This window comes from Sporosarcina beigongshangi (assembly GCF_033485195.1).
Classification (GTDB): domain Bacteria; phylum Bacillota; class Bacilli; order Bacillales_A; family Planococcaceae; genus Sporosarcina; species Sporosarcina beigongshangi.
The window spans coordinates 149867-168315 of record NZ_JAWLIR010000008.1; the positions used below are offsets into that span (position 1 = coordinate 149867).

16 protein-coding genes are annotated in these 18449 nt (G+C 39.9%); 2 read left to right on the forward strand and 14 right to left on the reverse strand.

Translation table 11 applies throughout. From position 1 onward, the window contains the following. Positions 1-2 precede the first annotated feature (2 nt). The 11 genes from R2B77_RS06605 to R2B77_RS06655 all read right to left on the reverse strand — a co-directional run bounded on the left by R2B77_RS06605 (position 3) and on the right by R2B77_RS06655 (position 11073). A complete protein-coding gene (locus R2B77_RS06605; RefSeq protein WP_203247106.1) occupies positions 3-452 on the reverse strand; it encodes an SRPBCC family protein in 450 nt (149 codons plus the stop codon). Positions 453-564: 112 nt separating this feature from the next. Then, positions 565-1287 (reverse strand): amino acid ABC transporter ATP-binding protein, encoded by a 723-nt coding sequence (locus tag R2B77_RS06610; RefSeq protein ID WP_203247105.1) that lies wholly within the window; start codon positions 1285-1287, stop codon positions 565-567. Between the two features lie 19 nt (positions 1288-1306). Continuing rightward, positions 1307-2029, reverse strand: a complete 723-nt coding sequence (locus R2B77_RS06615; protein ID WP_203247104.1) for an amino acid ABC transporter permease — start codon at positions 2027-2029, stop codon at positions 1307-1309. A gap of 40 nt (positions 2030-2069) precedes the next feature. Continuing rightward, a complete protein-coding gene (locus tag R2B77_RS06620; RefSeq protein WP_203247103.1) occupies positions 2070-2882 on the reverse strand; it encodes a basic amino acid ABC transporter substrate-binding protein in 813 nt (270 codons plus the stop codon). A gap of 159 nt (positions 2883-3041) precedes the next feature. Continuing rightward, positions 3042-3602 (reverse strand): hypothetical protein, encoded by a 561-nt coding sequence (locus R2B77_RS06625; protein WP_203247102.1) that lies wholly within the window; start codon positions 3600-3602, stop codon positions 3042-3044. Between the two features lie 3 nt (positions 3603-3605). Continuing rightward, positions 3606-4241: an SCO family protein gene (locus tag R2B77_RS06630; RefSeq protein ID WP_203247101.1), complete on the reverse strand. Its 636-nt coding sequence runs from the start codon at positions 4239-4241 to the stop codon at positions 3606-3608. A gap of 114 nt (positions 4242-4355) precedes the next feature. Next, positions 4356-6029, reverse strand: a complete 1674-nt coding sequence (locus R2B77_RS06635; protein WP_203247100.1) for a cbb3-type cytochrome c oxidase subunit I — start codon at positions 6027-6029, stop codon at positions 4356-4358. Between the two features lie 14 nt (positions 6030-6043). Next, a complete protein-coding gene (locus R2B77_RS06640; protein ID WP_203247099.1) occupies positions 6044-6511 on the reverse strand; it encodes a cytochrome c oxidase subunit II in 468 nt (155 codons plus the stop codon). A 13-nt stretch (positions 6512-6524) separates the two neighbouring features. Further along, the gene (locus R2B77_RS06645; protein ID WP_203247098.1) at positions 6525-6674 is read right to left on the reverse strand and encodes a hypothetical protein; all 150 of its coding nucleotides are present in this window, start codon (positions 6672-6674) and stop codon (positions 6525-6527) included. A 401-nt stretch (positions 6675-7075) separates the two neighbouring features. Next, the gene (locus R2B77_RS06650) at positions 7076-7762 is read right to left on the reverse strand and encodes a Crp/Fnr family transcriptional regulator (protein WP_203247097.1); all 687 of its coding nucleotides are present in this window, start codon (positions 7760-7762) and stop codon (positions 7076-7078) included. A 164-nt stretch (positions 7763-7926) separates the two neighbouring features. After that, the gene (locus R2B77_RS06655; RefSeq protein WP_212391346.1) at positions 7927-11073 is read right to left on the reverse strand and encodes a DEAD/DEAH box helicase; all 3147 of its coding nucleotides are present in this window, start codon (positions 11071-11073) and stop codon (positions 7927-7929) included. A 246-nt stretch (positions 11074-11319) separates the two neighbouring features. Between R2B77_RS06655 and R2B77_RS06660 the strand changes: the two genes are divergently transcribed. Together R2B77_RS06660 and R2B77_RS06665 are read left to right on the forward strand one after the other, a co-directional pair. Continuing rightward, a complete protein-coding gene (locus R2B77_RS06660) occupies positions 11320-12648 on the forward strand; it encodes a TrkH family potassium uptake protein (protein WP_203247095.1) in 1329 nt (442 codons plus the stop codon). Between the two features lie 121 nt (positions 12649-12769). Beyond that, positions 12770-13420, forward strand: coding sequence for a CPBP family intramembrane glutamic endopeptidase (locus R2B77_RS06665; RefSeq protein WP_212391344.1), 651 nt, complete (start codon positions 12770-12772; stop codon positions 13418-13420). Positions 13421-13451: 31 nt separating this feature from the next. Here the strand turns inward: R2B77_RS06665 and R2B77_RS06670 are convergent, their stop codons facing one another. The 3 genes from R2B77_RS06670 to R2B77_RS06680 form a co-directional block, all read right to left on the reverse strand. Further along, positions 13452-13892 (reverse strand): GNAT family N-acetyltransferase, encoded by a 441-nt coding sequence (locus tag R2B77_RS06670; protein WP_203247093.1) that lies wholly within the window; start codon positions 13890-13892, stop codon positions 13452-13454. 21 nt (positions 13893-13913) lie between these two features. Further along, complete coding sequence (helD, locus tag R2B77_RS06675; protein WP_203247092.1) at positions 13914-16121, reverse strand: RNA polymerase recycling motor HelD; 2208 nt, start codon at positions 16119-16121, stop codon at positions 13914-13916. 370 nt (positions 16122-16491) lie between these two features. Continuing rightward, on the reverse strand, positions 16492-18240 hold the full coding sequence (locus R2B77_RS06680; RefSeq protein WP_232843449.1) for a GGDEF domain-containing protein: 1749 nt from the start codon (positions 18238-18240) through the stop codon (positions 16492-16494). Positions 18241-18449: the final 209 nt, after the last annotated feature.

Here is an 18449-nt window from a genome sequence, read left to right on the forward strand (position 1 = left end):
CTTTAGTTTTCCGATTCAGCGACTTTTTTTACGCGTTGTACAAATTCAACAACCACTTTATCATTGCCAAATAGTAAAAATAATTTCACAAACCATTTTAATGGGCGATTTGTCGTTGTATAGGTAAACAAGGTTGTAGTATTATCAATTTTGGTCAATTCGTAGCGTGCTGTTATATCAAACATGTTAGCGAGTGTAAAACCGGCTTTCATCTTTTTTGCGTCCGCAGAATCGCTATACTCTAACGTTTTTACCTCGTATTCCATCACACGCTTACCTTCTTGATATTGTTGCAAATAGATACTTCCAACCTTTTCCTCCGTTATCGTTACTGGCTTGTTTTCAACAACTTTCGGCATAATTTTTTGCATATTTTCTAAAGAACCGTCAAATAACTGCCACACCTTCTCAATCGATGCATTAATCTCAACTTCGCTCGTCCATTTTTTCATCCTAACAACCACCTTGTCCTATTCATCAATCATTTAATGCTACACCTAATAGAAACAACGACGCCAAAAAGCCATACTATCTCAAATCATTTTGAAATAGTACGGCTTTCCCTTACAGTACTTTGCTCAGAAATGCTTTCGTCCGTTCATTTTTCGGCGCATTGAACACCTGGTCAGGCGTTCCCTCTTCTACTAGATAACCGCCATCCATGAATAACACACGGTCGCCCATTTCTTTCGCAAAGCCCATTTCATGCGTAACAACAACCATTGTCATGCCTTCCTGCGCCAACTGCTTCATCACATCTAACACTTCATTGACCATCTCTGGATCAAGTGCCGAAGTTGGTTCGTCGAATAGCATGATTTTCGGTTGCATAGCCAAAGCCCTAGCAATCGCAACACGCTGCATTTGACCACCTGATAATTGCTCGGGATAAACATTCGCCTTATCCGCAAGTCCGACCTTTTTTAGCAATTGATGAGCGAGCGTCTCAGCATCCGCCGCATTCATTTTTTTAATTTTTTTCGGAGCAATTGTAATGTTATCTATGACGCGCATATGCGGAAACAGGTTAAACTGCTGAAACACCATCCCCACTTCTTTGCGAATCTCATTAATATCCGTTTTGGGATCATTGACCTTCACACCGTCAATAAAAACTTCCCCAGCCGTAATATCCTCCAGCAAATTAATGCATCGCAAAAAAGTACTTTTTCCTGAACCACTTGGGCCAATGACACAAATAATTTCTTTTTCTCTCACTTCATAATCAATGCCCTTTAACACTTCCAACTTCCCAAATGATTTCACTAACCCTTGGACCTTGATCATCTTATTCACCTTCCTACTTTCAAGAACGCCGTGATAAAAAAGAGCTTTTTCTTCGCATCGGGATATAACTATTACTAAAGCGTTTTTCCACATACGAAATCAATTTCCCTAGTACAAAGGTTAAGCATAAGTAAAGAATCGCAACCATAATATATGGCTCCCAAAATCTTAGCGTAGCTCCAGCAACAACTTTACCTGCAAACAATATATCATTTGCTGCGATGACCATCAATAATGATGAATCTTTTAACAAGGCAATCAATTCATTCCCCAGTGGTGGGACCATGCGGCGAAAAGCTTGCGGTAAAATAATATTCTTCATCGCAATCACTGTTGTCATACCGAGGGATCTTGCCGCTTCCATCTGCCCTTTTTCAATCGACTGAATACCTGCACGAATAATTTCCGCATTATAAGCGGCACTATTCAAGGTTAACGCAATGACCCCTGATGTGAAATAGCCTAAGGAATGACCGAAAATCCCCGGGATCACCGCTGTATGAATTAATAAAATTTGTACTAACAACGGCGTCCCACGGAAAAAGTCTACATAGAACTTACATGGATAGTACAGCCATTTCTTTTTTGACAGCTTCCCCATACCGACGAATAACCCTAAGATAAGCCCTAATACGTAACTAATTAGCGTGAGTGATACTGTAATTCCGATCCCGCGAATAAATAATTCACGATAATTCCAAATAATCCCCCACATATCCCAACGTATATCTAAGAAATCCAAATCTACCACTCCCCTATCACAGCTTGATGTAGAGAGCTCTTTACTCTAAATCAAAACCTGTGATTTCTTTCAATTTCCCGTTGTCTTTGATGATTTGAATTCCTTCATTCAACAATTCTACAATTTCTGTATTCCCTTTTTTAACCATTAATCCGTAAAATTCTTTTTCAAAACTAGCATCCTCAATTGTTTTCAATTGTACTTTCGGATTATTAGCTTTGTAATCGATAATAACAGCATTATCCCCTACAGCAGCATCAGCATTACCGTTGATCATTTCACTAATCGCCAATGGCATAGTTTCTGCTGCCACAATTTTAGAGCTTGTGTCCCCTAACAAGCCCTTTGTAACAATATGGCCAGTTGTATTAATTTGAACAGCTACACGCTTATCCTTCAAGTCTTCAAAATTTTCTACTGAAGAATCTTCAGGAACTAGAATAAGTTGGTTGGCGCTAAAATATGGATCTGTGAAGTCATATGTTTTCTGACGGTCTTCTGTAATCGTTATGGAAGAAACAGCAAAATCTACTTCACCGTTATCTACTGCTGGAAATAGTGGTTCCCATCCTATATTTTTAAATTCCACTTCAAAGCCTGCCGCCTCTGCAATCGCTTTCACAATATCAATGTCAATCCCAACAATATTCCCTTTTTCGTCCATCGATTCCATCGGCGCATACGTTGCATCAGTTCCAACAGTCAGCTTGCGAACGCCTTCAGCATCTTCCTCAACTTCTCCCCCCCCAACATTCGTTGATGAACCTGAATCCTTTGTCCCACATCCAAACAATACAACACTTAAACTAACTAAAAGAACTCCGAATAACAAGAAACGACCTGTCTTCTTCATAATAATTCCCCCCTGCATAATTTTTTTGCTACTATCAATTTAAATTATCTGAATCTTCCAGATAGTTATTTATCATTATATACGAGTAGAACGACCTATTCAATAGATAATTAGAATGCAAAAAGCTGACCGCTTTATGCAATCAGCTTTTCATCGACATTATACTTCCCCTGGTGATCGATCAGTAAATCGGAAATAGAATAAGTAAATAATCATTACGAAGGAGGTCGTTAAAAAGCCCCACCCAAGTATGATTTGCTCAATTAGTAAATAATTATTACATAATTGAACAGGTGCCATAATATACAATATCCCCATCGCTAAAAAGACAATTGTAAAACTAGTAAAGACAATCTTTTTTATGAGTAAGCTCACTTTTCCCCAGCTATCGCGCAGGGGAATCCCCGCTAAAAAAGGTAAACTGATGAACTTAAATAACTCTATACTTTGCATAGTCAATGCTTCGTCCATTGTTCGGGGAATCATCCAATACATCATAATGATAGAAAATAGCAAAATACCAGGTATCCCATTACCATTCCATTTGTCAAAGAAGCGTGGAAACTTTTGTTGGAATAGCTTCGCCATTAAAAAACCTGCCATAACAAATAACGGCATTTGCATATGCATATGCATAATCATAATTGACTCCAACACATTTGCGACCGGAGGAAGGACTAAAAATAGATAGAGTACCAAACCGTACTTAAATTGTTTCATAGCCTACACACCTGCTTCTTCATCAAGGATTTTGATGACTGCATTCGCTGCTTCCTCAATCTTCTTATAATCTAAGACCTCCGCTAAAGTACCTTGCCTGTCAACTAAATAGAATGCTGAATTATGCGCGAAGTTTCCATATTCATCGGGAATTACAATAACCCCAAACTCATCCAACAAGAATTGTAGTTCCTTCTGATCCTTAATCCTTGCCATTCGCCATAGTTCTCCATCACTATTCGTAAATAGATTTTTATAAATATCTAATCTTTCGGGATCATCGCGTTCAGGGTCAAAGCTAATACTTAAAAACTGTATGTCTTTTCCGATATACTCTTTTGGAATTAAATCATATACCTGGTCCATATTCATTTCCAAATCAATACAAACTGTTGTGCACATCGAATAAATAAATGTAATGAAAACATATTTTCCTTTAAATTCATCAATTGAATAAGTGCGCCCCTTACTATCTTCAAATGTAACATCAGGAAATTGCGGTTTTTCCTCCACTAACTTATTCACCCGCGCCGTTTCCGCAGTAAATGCACTGAACTGATCAGTTCCTACATAAAATAGAACAAAGCCAAAGAGTAGAACGATGATTGTCGCTAGTACATTATGTCGCTTGTGGATCATAATCGATCACTCCCTCATGGTTTAATCTGTGACATCCGCCGGAGGCTTTATCTGAATTTAGATAAACGAAAAGAGATAGCCCCTTTGGTACTGGCTATCTCTCCGTTTAGTCCGTTACCAAGTTTTAATTGGCGGCGAACCTGGTGGTGCATTTACAATTAAGTCTACTAACGGAACGACATAGCCCATTGATACGACTAACAGCATAATGATAATCCATAGTCCCCAGCGATCTGTCCAAAGCGGTGTTTTTGTTTCGTTTTCCTCTGGCTCAGCAATTGGGAATTCTGTTACGCCTTTTGGTGCTAGGAACATCATATTGAAAACTGCGTATACTTGGATTACAACACCGATGATTAGTAGTGTTCCACCAATAGCGAGTAGGATCATGTATGGATCCCAACCAAGCGCGGTTGCGTTATCGCCGTATGTTGTATAAGATGTTCGACGTGGTGAGCCGAGTAAGCCAACCCAGTGCATCGAACCCGACATGAACAGCATACCTGCTGTCCAAATAATCGTTTGGATAACCCCTAATTTATTCATCGCCGGTGTTAATACCCGTTTGGATAAGTAAGGCACTAACCAATAACTAATTCCAAAGAATGTTAGAATAACGGATGTACCTACTGTTAAGTGGAAGTGTCCAACAACCCATAATGTATTGTGAACAACTTGGTTCAATTGGTTTGTTGTTTGTGCAATACCACCTGCTCCTGCTGGGATGAATGCAATCATCGCAATCATCGGTGCGAGGAAGCGAACATCTCCCCATGGCAATTTTTTATACCAACCAAGTAGCCCTTTACCGCCTTTTCTTCTACCTGTGCGTTCAAATACTGAGAACATCGCGAACGCTGTCATAAGAGATGGTAAACCGATTGATAAACTCATAAAGACATGCAAGAATTTCAATGTTTCCGCCATTCCTGGGTCAACAATTTGGTGGTGGAACCCACCAGGAATATTTGTAATGACCAGCATGATGACAACGATACGTGTTAGCGTATCACTAAAGCGTCTGCCACCAATAACTTTTGGTACAATGACGTACCAAGCAGATACGGCTGTTAGATACCAAATATTTACCAGTGTATGGCCAAAAGCCCAAAATAGTGTTCGGCTGACCATGACGTTGATTGTTTCAAGGAAGCCTGCAGACCAGAAAATCAGCATAACGACTTCAATTGTAACGCCGATACTTCCGAAGAATAAAAGTACAAATACACCTGTTGCGAAGAAGGCTAGAATTGGAATACTTTGTCCTGGATTCTGCTTTCTCCAAGTTGCTACGTTGATAAATGCTCCAAACGCACAAACCCAGACTCCTAATACAATGAACGCTAAACCAATATAGAAGAATGGAGAAGCTGCCATTGGTGGGTAAAATGTATAGAGCACTGTTGCTTTATTCAACAAGATAGGTATAACTGCAATAACAAATCCCACGATTTTCATCCAGAAGCCAATCCAGCCCATGGTTCTTACTTTCGGGAGAAGTCCCCCTAAAGTGTGGGAAAGCCCTGCATAAAAGTAACCAATTGTGAAGAACGCTGTTAATACGAGAACGAGTAATACTCCGTGTGCTGTGAGCACTTGGTAATAGGTAAACCATGATGGTAATTGGATTAGTCCTGCGCGTTCCAGACCTTGTGCTAATCCTAGAAATCCACCAATTAATAACGCTGTAAATGCTACAAACATATATGATTTCGATAGCTTCGCATCTTGAGAGTTAACGCCTAATATTTTATTCGTTTTTTGACTTAGTGACTGTGCTGTTGCCATTTTCCTTCCCTCCTTTATTTAACCGTAATTGTCGTACTCATCATCTGGTGACCGATTCCGCAGTATTCATTACATAACACTAAATATTCACCAGGTTCATCAAACTTCTGTGTAATTTTTTGAATATAGCCTGGCATAACCATCGCGTTCAAGTTAGTACCTACTACTTGGAATCCATGAACCACATCTTTAGAAGTCATTGTGAATGTCACATTTGCACCCACAGGTACTTCAATATTACTTGGTGTAAAGCCGAATGTTTGTAACGTCATAATCACTTCGTATTCATTGTTCCCCCGATCGTAAACACCTGGGTTATCGAACGGCGCTGTTTGATCAACCTTTTGTGGATCTAGTGTTTCTTTATGACTTGGTGGTCCCATGCCTAGTGCGAATGTTTGATATCCCGTGATCAACATGAAGATAACCAACATGCCGCCACTTATGATGAGCCATAATTCTTCATAACGGTGCATTTTCATGTCTTTTCCCTCCCTATACTCTTCCCATGTATAATACGAATAGTAAAACCCACATTGCGAGAATAACTGCCCCTACAACACCTACGGAAAATACTGTTCCTTTTAGTGAATGTTCTTGTTCAAACTTCTCCTTATCTTCGATGTTCACTTTTTGAGCTCCCATCCAACTTCACCTCCTGTGTTTTTCCTTAACTTCACTCTAGTTGATAATGCTTCTCACATTTGTGATTAAAATCACACACCCAGATAAATCTCGTAAAAGGCTCATATTTTCGTTACTAATCAAACATGTTTGCACTAATTATTTAACCCCCTTAAAGCCCATAGGTATCGCATTTTATATTATTTTTCCATATATAAAGTAAGCGGATTACTTGGTCTTTTGAAATAGTGACAACTTATCGAACATAGTCATTTTCCGGCTAAATCTCCTATTTCAATTCTCAATTAGAAAAAGCTATCTCCATTCGATTTGCATCTAAATCATGCAAACAAAATGGAGATAGCTTTTAAACTTCATTCAATAGAGAGCTATGTTTTCCTCTCCTCAAAATTCGAACACAATTATATCGATAATTCCTCTTGTACCTTTTCAGGATAAATGAAGTAACTACCTTCTACTAACTTAATCGCTTGTTCTTTTCGTAAATGTGAAATCATCCGATTGACGGACTCCCGCGTCGTTCCAATCATATTGGCAAGGTCTGAATTCGTAAATTTTGTATTTAACTTAATCCAGCCATCCGCCTGCTCTTCTCTATGTGTCTCACTAAGACGTAAAAGAAGCAATAAAATCCTTTCATTCGTACTACGCAACGCCATTTCTTCAAGCCTTTGCTGAACATCCACAATCTGATCGCCCAAAACACTAAATAATTTAATCGCCAAATGGGGATTCGCCATTAGCACTTCTTCAAAATCTTGAATCGAAATAAAATACAGTTCAGTATCCTCAATGACTTGCGCATGTGCAGGATAGTCGCCTTTACGGAAAAAACCAACATGCGGAAACATATCACCTGGCTGCTTGACACAAACAATCTGTTCTTTACCCGACATGTCATTTCGGAATACTTTCACTTTTCCAGTGCTAACAAAATAGACATGCGTGATGGGATTATCATGCATGAAAACCATGCTTTTATCGTCGAGTTTTTTCTTTTTGATGATTTCAAGGAACGGTGCAATTTCTTTATCACATAAGTCTTTAAAAATCCTAAACTGTCTAATCGTCTCTTTTAACTGCTCCAAAGGAATTCACTCCTTAGAATTTCTAATATACATTATATATCTATCTTATCACACAGCACGTTCATTTATGAAATTACATCTTTCAATTTTGTGAAATATGAATAGAAATGATTGATAACTCGTAAATCACAAAACCGCTGCAGTCGTATTGACTACAGCGGCCTTTATATTTCCAACAGCTCCCGAATATCATCCTCAGTTAGCAATGTACTGGTCGTATTTTTTGGCTCAATGATTTCTTCAATCAAATCTCTTTTCTTCTCCTGCAATTCATTCATTTTATCCTCAATCGTCCCTCGGGCAACTAGTTTGACGACATGGACAACCCGTTTCTGCCCCATGCGATGAGCACGGTCCGCAGCTTGTTCCTCCACTGCCGGATTCCACCAAAGATCGTACAAAATAACCGTATCAGCTCCTGTCAAATTGAGACCGGCTCCGCCCGCTTTCAATGAAATTAAAAACAAGTCACGCTCCCCCTCATTAAATCGATTGCATATTTCCAACCGATCCTCTGAAGGTGTTTTTCCATCCAAATAGAAAAATGGAGTCCCGCTCACCGCTAACTCCTTGCCAATAATGCCAAGCATTTTTGTGAATTGGGAAAAGATCAATACCCTTCTTCCGGCGAGCCTGGATTCCTCAATTAGCTGTTTCAACTGCTCAAACTTCGCAGAACTCCCTTGATAACCGTCCACGAACAATGCAGGGTGACAACAAATTTGTCGTAATCGGGTCAATCCAGCAAGTATTTGGATTTTATTCTTCTGGAGTGTGTTTTTATCCAAGTGTCTTAATGTATCGTGGCGCAGCTTTGCTAAATAGGCGGCGTAGAGCTCCTTCTGTTCTGGCAGCAATTCCGTCGTCTCTATTGACTCGATTTTTCCCGGTAGCTCCGCGAGAACATCTTCTTTTAGCCGCCGTAGCAAAAACGGCCGAATCCGGCGGGCTATTGCTTTTGGTGTAAGTTCACTATATTCCCGTAAGCCCATGAACAACTCAGGAAATACGACATGAAAGATGGACCACAGTTCTTCCACTGAATTTTCAACAGGTGTCCCCGTCAGTGCAAATCGATTGTCAGCCTGCAATTTTTTCATTGCTCGTGCTGTCTGCGTAAATGGATTTTTGAACGCCTGTGCCTCGTCAAAAAAGATTGTCAGGAAGTCTAGTTTCTCAAACCACTGAATATCCTGGCGAATCAATGGATAAGAAGTAATCAAAACATCTACGCCTTCTAATTCAGTTCGCCGCTTTGTCCTCACCTTTTTTGGTCCGTCCATGACTACTGCAGAAATATCAGGTGTGAATGTCTGAAACTCACTCAGCCAGTTATATGTTAAAGAAGAGGGACAAACAATTAACACCCGCCGCTTTTTCTCACGAATTTCAGGCAGCATGGACAAGATAAACGCAATGCTCTGCAGTGTTTTGCCAAGCCCCATATCATCCGCCAGCACACCCCCTAAGCTATGGGATGCCAGGGTTTTCATCCACTGGTAGCCTTGTTTCTGATAATCACGTAGAACCGTTGCCAATTGCTGTGGCACCTCAATTCCTGTGCTGCTTGGATTCAGGAGGTGTTCAAAGAACTGACGTGCTGATGCTTCAACAGAAAACATTCCCTCCTCATCAGCACCAGCGAGAATGCGGATTCCACGCCCTATCGGAACGGACAAACCTTTCTCCAAATCATCCAGCCCAGCAGGAATTTCATTCAAAAAACGTTGAATTTCTTCAAATTCCTTTGTTTCTAATGAAAGAAGTGCTCCATTGCGCAAACGATAATACTTTTTTTTCTCCTCCAATGCCTCAAGGACTTCACGTATTTGCTTGTCCGGTATACCGTCCAGCTCAAATTTGAACTCAAGCCAGTTTGTGCGCTCTTCCGGCGACTTTACGCGAATCCGCGGACGGGCATTCCCTCTAAAAATCCGATTCTTGATCGCTGTTGTCGCATATACCTTCACAATCTTTTGCAATTTAGGCAGGACATGCTGTAGAAATTCATATTCCAATTGTTCATTGTGCAATAAATAACCTTCATCGTATTCCGTAAATGAGCTTTCTTTCATTAACGCAAGGATGTTTTCTTCTTGTTCTAAATCACGAACCAGTACAGAGCCCGTCGGCAAGTCGTCTTCTGTTAATGGATTAATAACGATATGTTCATAATGGAACTCCAAGCTTGCTAAAAGGCGATTATTGACACGATCGACGTAAAGCATTGCTTGCAACGGGGATTTCACTAGTTGGTCCAAAATGGTTTCGGCAAGTTGAACTTCACCAATCCTCCGCAGCCCCGGGACGACCTTTTCTAGGAAAAAACCAATTTGTTCATTGGAAATTGGTAGTTGACGAGTCCCCGAAGCTTCGACCATCTGCCTAAGATTAGCGAGACGTTTGCAATCCTCATGGTCTAGCTGAAACAATTGACCATTGCATAGGACAGACTGATAATCCCGGAGGATAAGAATATTGGCCAATCCGTTGATTTCTAAATAATGCCCCTTGCCTTCCAGCCTGTCAAAACGGAATTTTACGGGTAATCTTTCATGCGATAGAGGCATACCTACAATATATTTGCCGTTATATCCTAATCTGACTAACGGTGCGTTATTTAAAAATGGCAGTAGACCTTCCCATGCCGTTGGCGAGATGAGTAAAGTTTGCGGACTGATTGAGTCGTCAACTATGTACATCTTTTCCTCATGATTCATAAGAATGAGCTGTTGAAGAACAGCATCCGCTTCATTCGGAAAACAATGGAGGTTCGAATCAAACGTATAAGTTGGCGAAAGGCGAATAGGTTTTCCTTCATTTATCTGACCCAAAAAGCTTCGAATATGCTCCACTGGAACTGAAGCGATTTGAATTTCGATACCGAGCATATGCCCGCCCTTGACGGCAACAGGCATCCATGTGAACTGCAGGTCAAGCACTTCCCGGTCCTCGAAATGAAGTTGATGTCCAGTTGACCTTTTAGGTTTATCATTGAAAAGGGATAGCAGACCGTCAGTCACCGTTGGTTCCTCAAGCCTAGAGATGGCATGCATGGCTGCGGCCACATGCTGGCATTTATACGGATAGTAAGGTAGCGAAGGACAACTGCATTCCGTCTGAATCCCCCCTTCTCCATCGTCATCTATCGTGACATTAAAGTTTTCCGTTCCCATCACGACCGCTTGACAGTGTGAGCCGTTATATTGTTTAATCTTCACTTTTCCCGAACGATGAAAAGCTTCTCCCCTTTTAAACGAACTGTTTCCACACATGTCTAGGATTTGCTTTTGGGTTATCAATCCGTTCAACCTCCTTTCTATTTGAAGTGAAATAAATTAGGTTTTGTACATTCTATTATATCGAATAAACGTTCCTTTGTGTGATACTAATCATCTAAGCTGGTAACCGTCATATACTATCCTATCACTTTTATGATTCGCTCCCCTTGTTAAAGCCCCTTCGCCTAGTCTAGTTATGTAACTTCTGGATAATCAATGTTTACTCTTTAGTAAAAAGGGAATTTTATAGGATAAAAAAGATGGGGGAGATACGTGATGCATTCAAGAGAACATTCAAGACGTCGATTATCTCCACCTATTGTGATTGCAGGGAGTTTTCTTCTGCTTATTATCATGGGGACTTTATTATTAAAATTACCGTTTGCAACGACTGAGTCCATTACATGGACGGACGCTTTATTTACCGCTACATCGGCGACGACCGTGACTGGACTTAGCGTTTTTGATATCGGTACTACATTAACATCGTTTGGACAAATCGTTATGCTTATCCTTATTCAATTTGGTGGCGTTGGTCTGATGACCTTTGCAGTTGCTATTCTCATCATGTTCGGAAGAAAAGTGGGCATGCAAAACCGAATTTACATTCAAGAATCGTTCAACGAACAATCAATTGGTGGCATGGTAAAGCTCGTTAAGCAGATCTTACTTTTCGTAGCTATTGCTGAGGGGGTAGCGATCAGTCTATTATCCGTCTACTGGTCGGCTGATTTTGGCTGGGGCAAAGGAATTTATTACAGTGTTTTTCATGTTATTTCCGCTTTTAACAATGCTGGGTTTTCACTATTTCCAGATAATCTAATCCAGTTCTCTGGAGACCCGGTTGTGCTCCTTACTTTATCATCCTTATTTATCGTAGGGGGTATTGGTTTTGTCGTTATTACAGATATTTTCACAAAGAAATCCTTTCGTAAGTGGACGTTACACACGAAGATAATGATAAGTGGGACATTACTCATCAATGCCGTTGCGACTCTTGTGTTGTTCATTCTTGAATATCATAACCCACATACGATTGGAGATTTTTCATTAGCTAAAAAGCTTCTTGTTTCTTATTTTCAAGCTGTTTCACCGCGAACTGCTGGGTTTAATGCCGTTTCGATCGGTGAAATGGAAGATTCTTCTTTACTCTTTAATATGCTTTTAATGTTCATTGGGGGAGGAAGTGCTTCGACAGCCTCTGGCATTAAGCTGACAACATTTATAGTCGTTATTTTTGCTACGATTCAATATGTAAGAGGTATACCCGAGCCTCATCTATTTGGAAGGTCTGTTAAAACCGATGTGCTCACTCGATCATTAGCTATCACAACTTTAAGTATTTTTGTGGTGATGGGCTCACTATTCCTATTGACTATTTCTGAAAATCTTCCACTCTTGGCCTTAGCCGTTGAAGTGTTTTCCGCTTTCGGAACTGTTGGATTATCGGTTGGCATCACTGCTGAACTGAGTGATGTCGGAAAAATACTTCTGTGCATCGTTATGTTTATCGGAAGAATTGGCCCTTTGACCTTGTTCTTTTTATTATTGAAAAAAAGAAAAGAGTCCTTTCGTTTTCCATACGACCAAGTTCACACAGGTTAACAACAAGCCGATTGCATTTAGCAGTCGGCTTGTTTTCCTCACAATTTTCCACTACTATTATAACTAACAATAGGAAGTTATTTCTAACATCATTTTTGCGAATCAAGTAAATGGAGGAATTATGAAGAAACTCTCACTCTTATTAGTAGGACCCACAATTATGATTTACATAGGTTTAATCATCTTCAAAAGTGTCCTCATTACTTTTGCGCTCTTTTATGGCTGGCTGTTTTTTATTCCACTGTTCAGCTCGATTAGAAATAAACAACACAAATTTAATCTAAAATACCAATTCAGTCGTCAATCTATTGTAGTTGGCCTAATTAGTGGAGTTATTTCTTTACTAGCTATTTTTGGTGCGGTGACTGTACTGAAAGATACGGTATTCGATCTGACTGCACTGCGTCAATTATTAATGGATTGGAATTTCACTGGAGATAATGTTATTTGGCTAGTCTTAGTTCTTATTTTCATCAATCCTTTTTTAGAAGAGCTATACTGGAGAAACTTTATGTACAAGCACCTTGAAAATAAAGTAAGTATCGCAAAAACTGTTGTCATTACTTCCTTTTTTTATAGTCTTTATCACTTAGTGTCACTCATTTTCATTTTCATATTTCCATTCAATTTCATCGCAGTTATTCCCGTGTTTATAGCAGGTCTCTTATGGGGCTATTTCAGATACAAATTAAATTCCATCACCGCCCCTATCCTTAGTCATATCCTTGCTGATTTAGGAATTATGTTGGTGTACTTGAATTATATTTTATAGTATAGAAAAACTAGTATAAGCTTTTCATCGCTTATACTAGTTTTTTCTCCAACACAATTCTATGAATGCCATCATCGTCTGTGAATACTTCCATCACATCGAAACCGTTTTTTATATTGAGAATCAGCATGCTACGCCACTTATTTCTAGTCTTTGTTTGAACAATTGTATAGCCGGCTTCCTCTATTAAACAATGTTGCTGTTTCATTAGCTCTGCCGCAATTCCTTGCCCTCGATACGCCTCATGAACGGCCCCATACCAACTATAATACTTATGCGCATCCATCTCATACCCAATTTTATAGCCCACTACTACCGATTGATCGAAGGCTATATTCATCAAGACTTTCGGTTTTGACTTTATTTTATCGACTAGCGTAGCCGATTCTTCAAAGACACTTTCATGCAGCTTCAAAATGCCAACCACTACTTCCCCATCAGGTATTCCCCAAAAGGACTTATAGGTTAACATCGCATCCAATCCCCCTTAAATTTACACATTCACACCAACCATATGTAGCTCATGCATCGGCCTTGTCATGGCAACGTATAGCAACTTCCGATCAATTGGATGGTCCCGGAATGGCTCGTCCACCGCAACAACTAGTACTGCATCGAATTCCAGTCCTTTTGCTAAATGACTTGGAACAATTAGTAGGCACGCCCCATTCATATCCGTTTGCTCCCCTAATAATTGCACAGGCACATTGAAATCTCGCAGTTTCTTATGAATTCTTGTAGCCTCCGCTGTCGTTTTACAAATCAACGCTACCGACTTATGACCACGTCCAGTAATTTTATTATAAATCTGGGCAATTGTATGTGCATCAAACGTCGGCATGTCGTAAAAGTTTGGCTCTCTCCCATGACGAACAACCGGCTCTACTAAAGGCAGATTCTCGTCCATTTGGGCAAGCACCTGATTGGCTAAATCCATTATTTCAATTGTCGTTCGATAGCTTTTTTGAAGGGTTGTATAGGTTGCTCTTGGAAACATTTCTTTGATTGGCTCCCAAGACGTTAACGCGCGATAACTATGAATTCCCTGCGCCAAATCACCAACCATCGTAAACATATCCGTCTCCAGTCCGTCCTGCAATGCAGCCAGCTGAAATTCACTGTAATCCTGTACTTCATCAATGAAAACCACGCGCATTTTCCAGGCATCTGCAATACCCTTTAACTTGGCCTGTAAAAAATAAATGGCTGCTAAATCCTCTATTTCCCACGTTTCCTTTTGATGCGACTCCCAAAAAGTAGTTCTCTCCTGATCAGACCAGTGACTGGCAATTGCTGTTTGCAGCTGTTCATTCGTCAACCATTCTCGATACACTTTCTTGACATTGAATTTTTTAAACCTACGCATATAGACAGAAGTCGTCGACTTGCCTTCTTTTTCTATGGCTGGCATTCTCTCGTCACGTTCGTCTAAAATTCTCGTCAGCTTAGCTTTCCGTCGTTCATCATCTCGGATACCATATAAGGCTTTATCAAGCGCTTCCTCATATTTGGTCGTTAAAGTAGCAAGCAATTTTTTATGCTTACGCTTCACATCACTTTGTACAACTATTTTAATACGCTCCAACCTTTTTTCAACTGGCATATAGGCAAACTCCTGAAGAAATAGCTTCTTCAGTTGGGAAGCTTTTATAATCCGATACTTTTCAATGAAGACATCTTCAAACAGCTCCGCCATATCTTGTTCCAATTTCGACACATAACGCTGCATAATTTCACGATAGTCGAGTGTCCCCTTGACCCGTGTCACAAAAAGCTTGTCCACGTCCAAAGTCGCGGATTGTGCCAATTGCGCCAGCTTTGCATCGGGATCTGTCAGCTTCAGCTTCAAACCTGTCGCACCCAGAACATATTCCGCATACGTCGTCTGACAAATTTGCCCCACTCCAAGCTCGGGCAGTACGTCTGCAATATAGTCCATAAACAATTTACTTGGTGCTAAAATCATCAATTTATTGGCCGGGAAATGTTCACCCATCGTATATAAAAAATAGGAAATACGATGCAGTGCAATCGTTGTCTTCCCACTGCCCGCCGCTCCTTGCACAATAATCGGTTGCTTCAAATTAGCCCGAATAATAGCATTCTGTTCAGCTTGAATGGTCGATACAATTTCAGTTAAACGAGTGTCTGCTTTACCAGCTAATGCTTCCTGAAGTAACTCGTCATTCGTTGTCAGGTCAATATCGCGAATATCCAGAAGCTCTCCCTCTTCAATTCGGTACTGCCGCTTGGAGTAAAGATGACCCTCAAACTCTTCTTCCCGCACTTGATAGGTTAGGTCACCAAGCCTTCCATCGTAATAGACATTTGCCACAGGCGAACGCCAATCAACAATGATCGGTTCTTGCGTTTCCCTGTGGAATAAAGACGTCTTGCCGATATAGAGCAATTCCGCCTCCTCATCCTCCTTTTGGAAATGAATCCGGGCAAAATAAGGTTTCATCTGAATCGCTTCTAGCCCTTCTTTTTGAGAACGAGCCATTTCAAAAAAGCGGGCATTGGTTAAAATATTGATGTAGCTTAAACTCGAGTCCAAATACTCCAAGTCCGCCATCGATTTACGAATTTCATCTTGTGAGGATTTTACGTCACGTCGTGATTCTACTAATAATTGCTGCATGTAGTGTTTGGTGTAGTCAAGGCGCTCTAATTCAAACTCAAAATCAGGATGTTGCTGCATGAGACAGATCCTCCATTTATCGTATTTTGCGTCCTGCATGACTAGACAAGGAGATGTTGGGGTTTTTATCAATTACGCTTCGGCGTATTTGCGTCCAAATTTGAATTGCGCTTGCGCCATTAACTCCCTTCAAAATTTGGGACATCCACCGGAGGTCTAATTTGATTCAACAGGGGGCTTCCCCTGTTGAATCAAATTAGACAGAATTGAATTTTACCATTCAGTCTGAATAGTAGCAACTATAATAGTAGAATAATTCAGTTTCCCCCAATTATTTCGTTAAACCATAAAAAGCCGAATGCCCAAAGGCAAACAGCTTTATTCTTAACCGTTTTTATTTACCGAATCCAAAGACTTCTTTAAACGCCGCTCAGCTTTCGAGGAATATATAATTGCTGCCAACCAACTGCTTACATTGCTTCTTCACTTCAGTCGCTTTCCTCGTCAAATCATAGGTAGACTGAAAATGATTATTCATAATACCCGCGATGGAAATCGTCAATAACGGAAACAACTCATCTTTTCCATGTCTATTTTTCGATGCAATCCAACCGTTCTCCACGTCCTGTTTCTTATAAAATTGCTCGATGGATGCATCAAACCGTTCTATGATCTGTTTACAATACAAAACACTTTGTGCTGATGTGGCTACGATGATAAAATCATCCCCACCAATATGACCGATAAAATCATTCGGAGACACTATTTCTTTTAACAGCTCTGCGAGATGCATTAATACTTGATCCCCTTTTTCAAAACCATATACATCATTGTAGGGCTTGAAATTATCCAAATCCAAATAGAGCACACCGTATCCTCCATGCGTCTCCACACAATGTTGCAATTGTTGTTCAATCAGAACATTACCCGGTAACTCTGTCAACGGGTTCATATGCTTCGCAAAATTAACCTCAATTTCCATTGTCTTCTCCAACAGTTCCTTTACAGTCACAATCCCGTAATAACGGCCATCTTCCGTCACCGTAATAAAGTCATACAAGTGATTTGAATCTCTCATCATCGCAAGTTTCGCCACCGTGTGGATCGGCGTACTTACGTCTACCTGTAAAAAGTCCGTATCCATAATTTCTGTTATCACTTTTTTACTGAGCAAACTGTATCCATAAAGACCACTAATTTTCACATGTAACTGGTTGCGGGTAATGACGCCAATCACTTGATTTTGCTGAACAATACAAAACCCTGGTATATTATGGTCTTGGTTCATCATTAGTTTTACTTCGTCGACTAACGTCGTACCATCAATTGTTTGTAAAGCAGTCGACATTTTTTTTACCAGCTTATCCGTGTTTCGATTGGAAATATGGTTTTGTTTATGCTTGTTTTCATTTACAATCAATGCAATGACCTCTTCCTTAATCGGTAGCAGGTTCGAATTCGGTTTTTGAATATAGTAGCCTTGTCCAAAACGAACGCCTAATTCAATGAGCTTTCCCAATTCCTTGTCAGTCTCAATCCCTTCTGCAATGATATGAATATGAGAATGCGCGGCAAATTCACATAAGCTTTTCACTAGCGATTGCTTCGTTTGATCACGATCAATATTTCGAATTAATTGCATATCCAGCTTCATAAAATGAGGATGAATATCTGTTAAAATATTCAAGCCTGAGTAGCCCGACCCTACATCATCAATTGCAATTTGATAAAGCTGCTCTTTATAATGAGTGACCGTCTGCTTAAAATGTGCTAAGTTTCCAATTGCCTCTTTCTCAGTAATTTCGAAAACGATTGTTTCGGCATCTATATTAAACCGACTTAAATAGTCTTTTGTAAACCCTTGTCTGAATTTCGCGTCACTCATGATATTTGGATTTACGTTTAAAAATAATTTAGCTTCTATATGAAGTCTATGAGCTGACTCTAAAGCCTTTGTGCGACAAAGAGATTCTAACTCCCAAAGCTGGCCACTTTCCATTGCATATGTAAATAACTTTTCCGGATTTTGTAATGGCGTATTGATCGGACCTCGACTTAGCGCTTCGTACCCAAACACCTTCCCCGTTTCCAAGGAAAGAATCGGTTGAAAGACTGTTTGAATATCTTTATTTCGCAGAATCGTAAAAAGTAATGTTTCCAAATGATTTTCTTCCAACATAATCAAAAAGTTCTCTCCATTCAATAAATAGATCATTACATTCATTTTATAGGATAAATGCAACATCTATGTGAAGAGTATGTAATGTTCACGTAAATACTTTGTAAATAACTATAACTATTATACTGATTCAACAAAATACAGTCAGTAAAAAGACACCCTTTCGCCACTAAAACTAGAGCTAAAGGATGTCTTCGTTCACTTGATTA

Coding starts and splice junctions, on each gene's coding strand:
- R2B77_RS06605 (WP_203247106.1), bottom strand. CDS start 452: ATGAAAAAATGGACGAGCGAAGTTGAGATTAATGCATCGATTGAGAAG.
- R2B77_RS06610 (WP_203247105.1), bottom strand. CDS start 1,287: ATGATCAAGGTCCAAGGGTTAGTGAAATCATTTGGGAAGTTGGAAGTG.
- R2B77_RS06620 (WP_203247103.1), bottom strand. CDS start 2,882: ATGAAGAAGACAGGTCGTTTCTTGTTATTCGGAGTTCTTTTAGTTAGT.
- R2B77_RS06625 (WP_203247102.1), bottom strand. CDS start 3,602: ATGAAACAATTTAAGTACGGTTTGGTACTCTATCTATTTTTAGTCCTT.
- R2B77_RS06630 (WP_203247101.1), bottom strand. CDS start 4,241: ATGATCCACAAGCGACATAATGTACTAGCGACAATCATCGTTCTACTC.
- R2B77_RS06635 (WP_203247100.1), bottom strand. CDS start 6,029: ATGGCAACAGCACAGTCACTAAGTCAAAAAACGAATAAAATATTAGGC.
- R2B77_RS06640 (WP_203247099.1), bottom strand. CDS start 6,511: ATGAAAATGCACCGTTATGAAGAATTATGGCTCATCATAAGTGGCGGC.
- R2B77_RS06645 (WP_203247098.1), bottom strand. CDS start 6,674: ATGGGAGCTCAAAAAGTGAACATCGAAGATAAGGAGAAGTTTGAACAA.
- R2B77_RS06660 (WP_203247095.1), top strand. CDS start 11,320: ATGCATTCAAGAGAACATTCAAGACGTCGATTATCTCCACCTATTGTG.
- R2B77_RS06665 (WP_212391344.1), top strand. CDS start 12,770: ATGAAGAAACTCTCACTCTTATTAGTAGGACCCACAATTATGATTTAC.
- R2B77_RS06670 (WP_203247093.1), bottom strand. CDS start 13,892: ATGTTAACCTATAAGTCCTTTTGGGGAATACCTGATGGGGAAGTAGTG.
- helD (WP_203247092.1), bottom strand. CDS start 16,121: ATGCAGCAACATCCTGATTTTGAGTTTGAATTAGAGCGCCTTGACTAC.
- R2B77_RS06680 (WP_232843449.1), bottom strand. CDS start 18,240: ATGTTGGAAGAAAATCATTTGGAAACATTACTTTTTACGATTCTGCGA.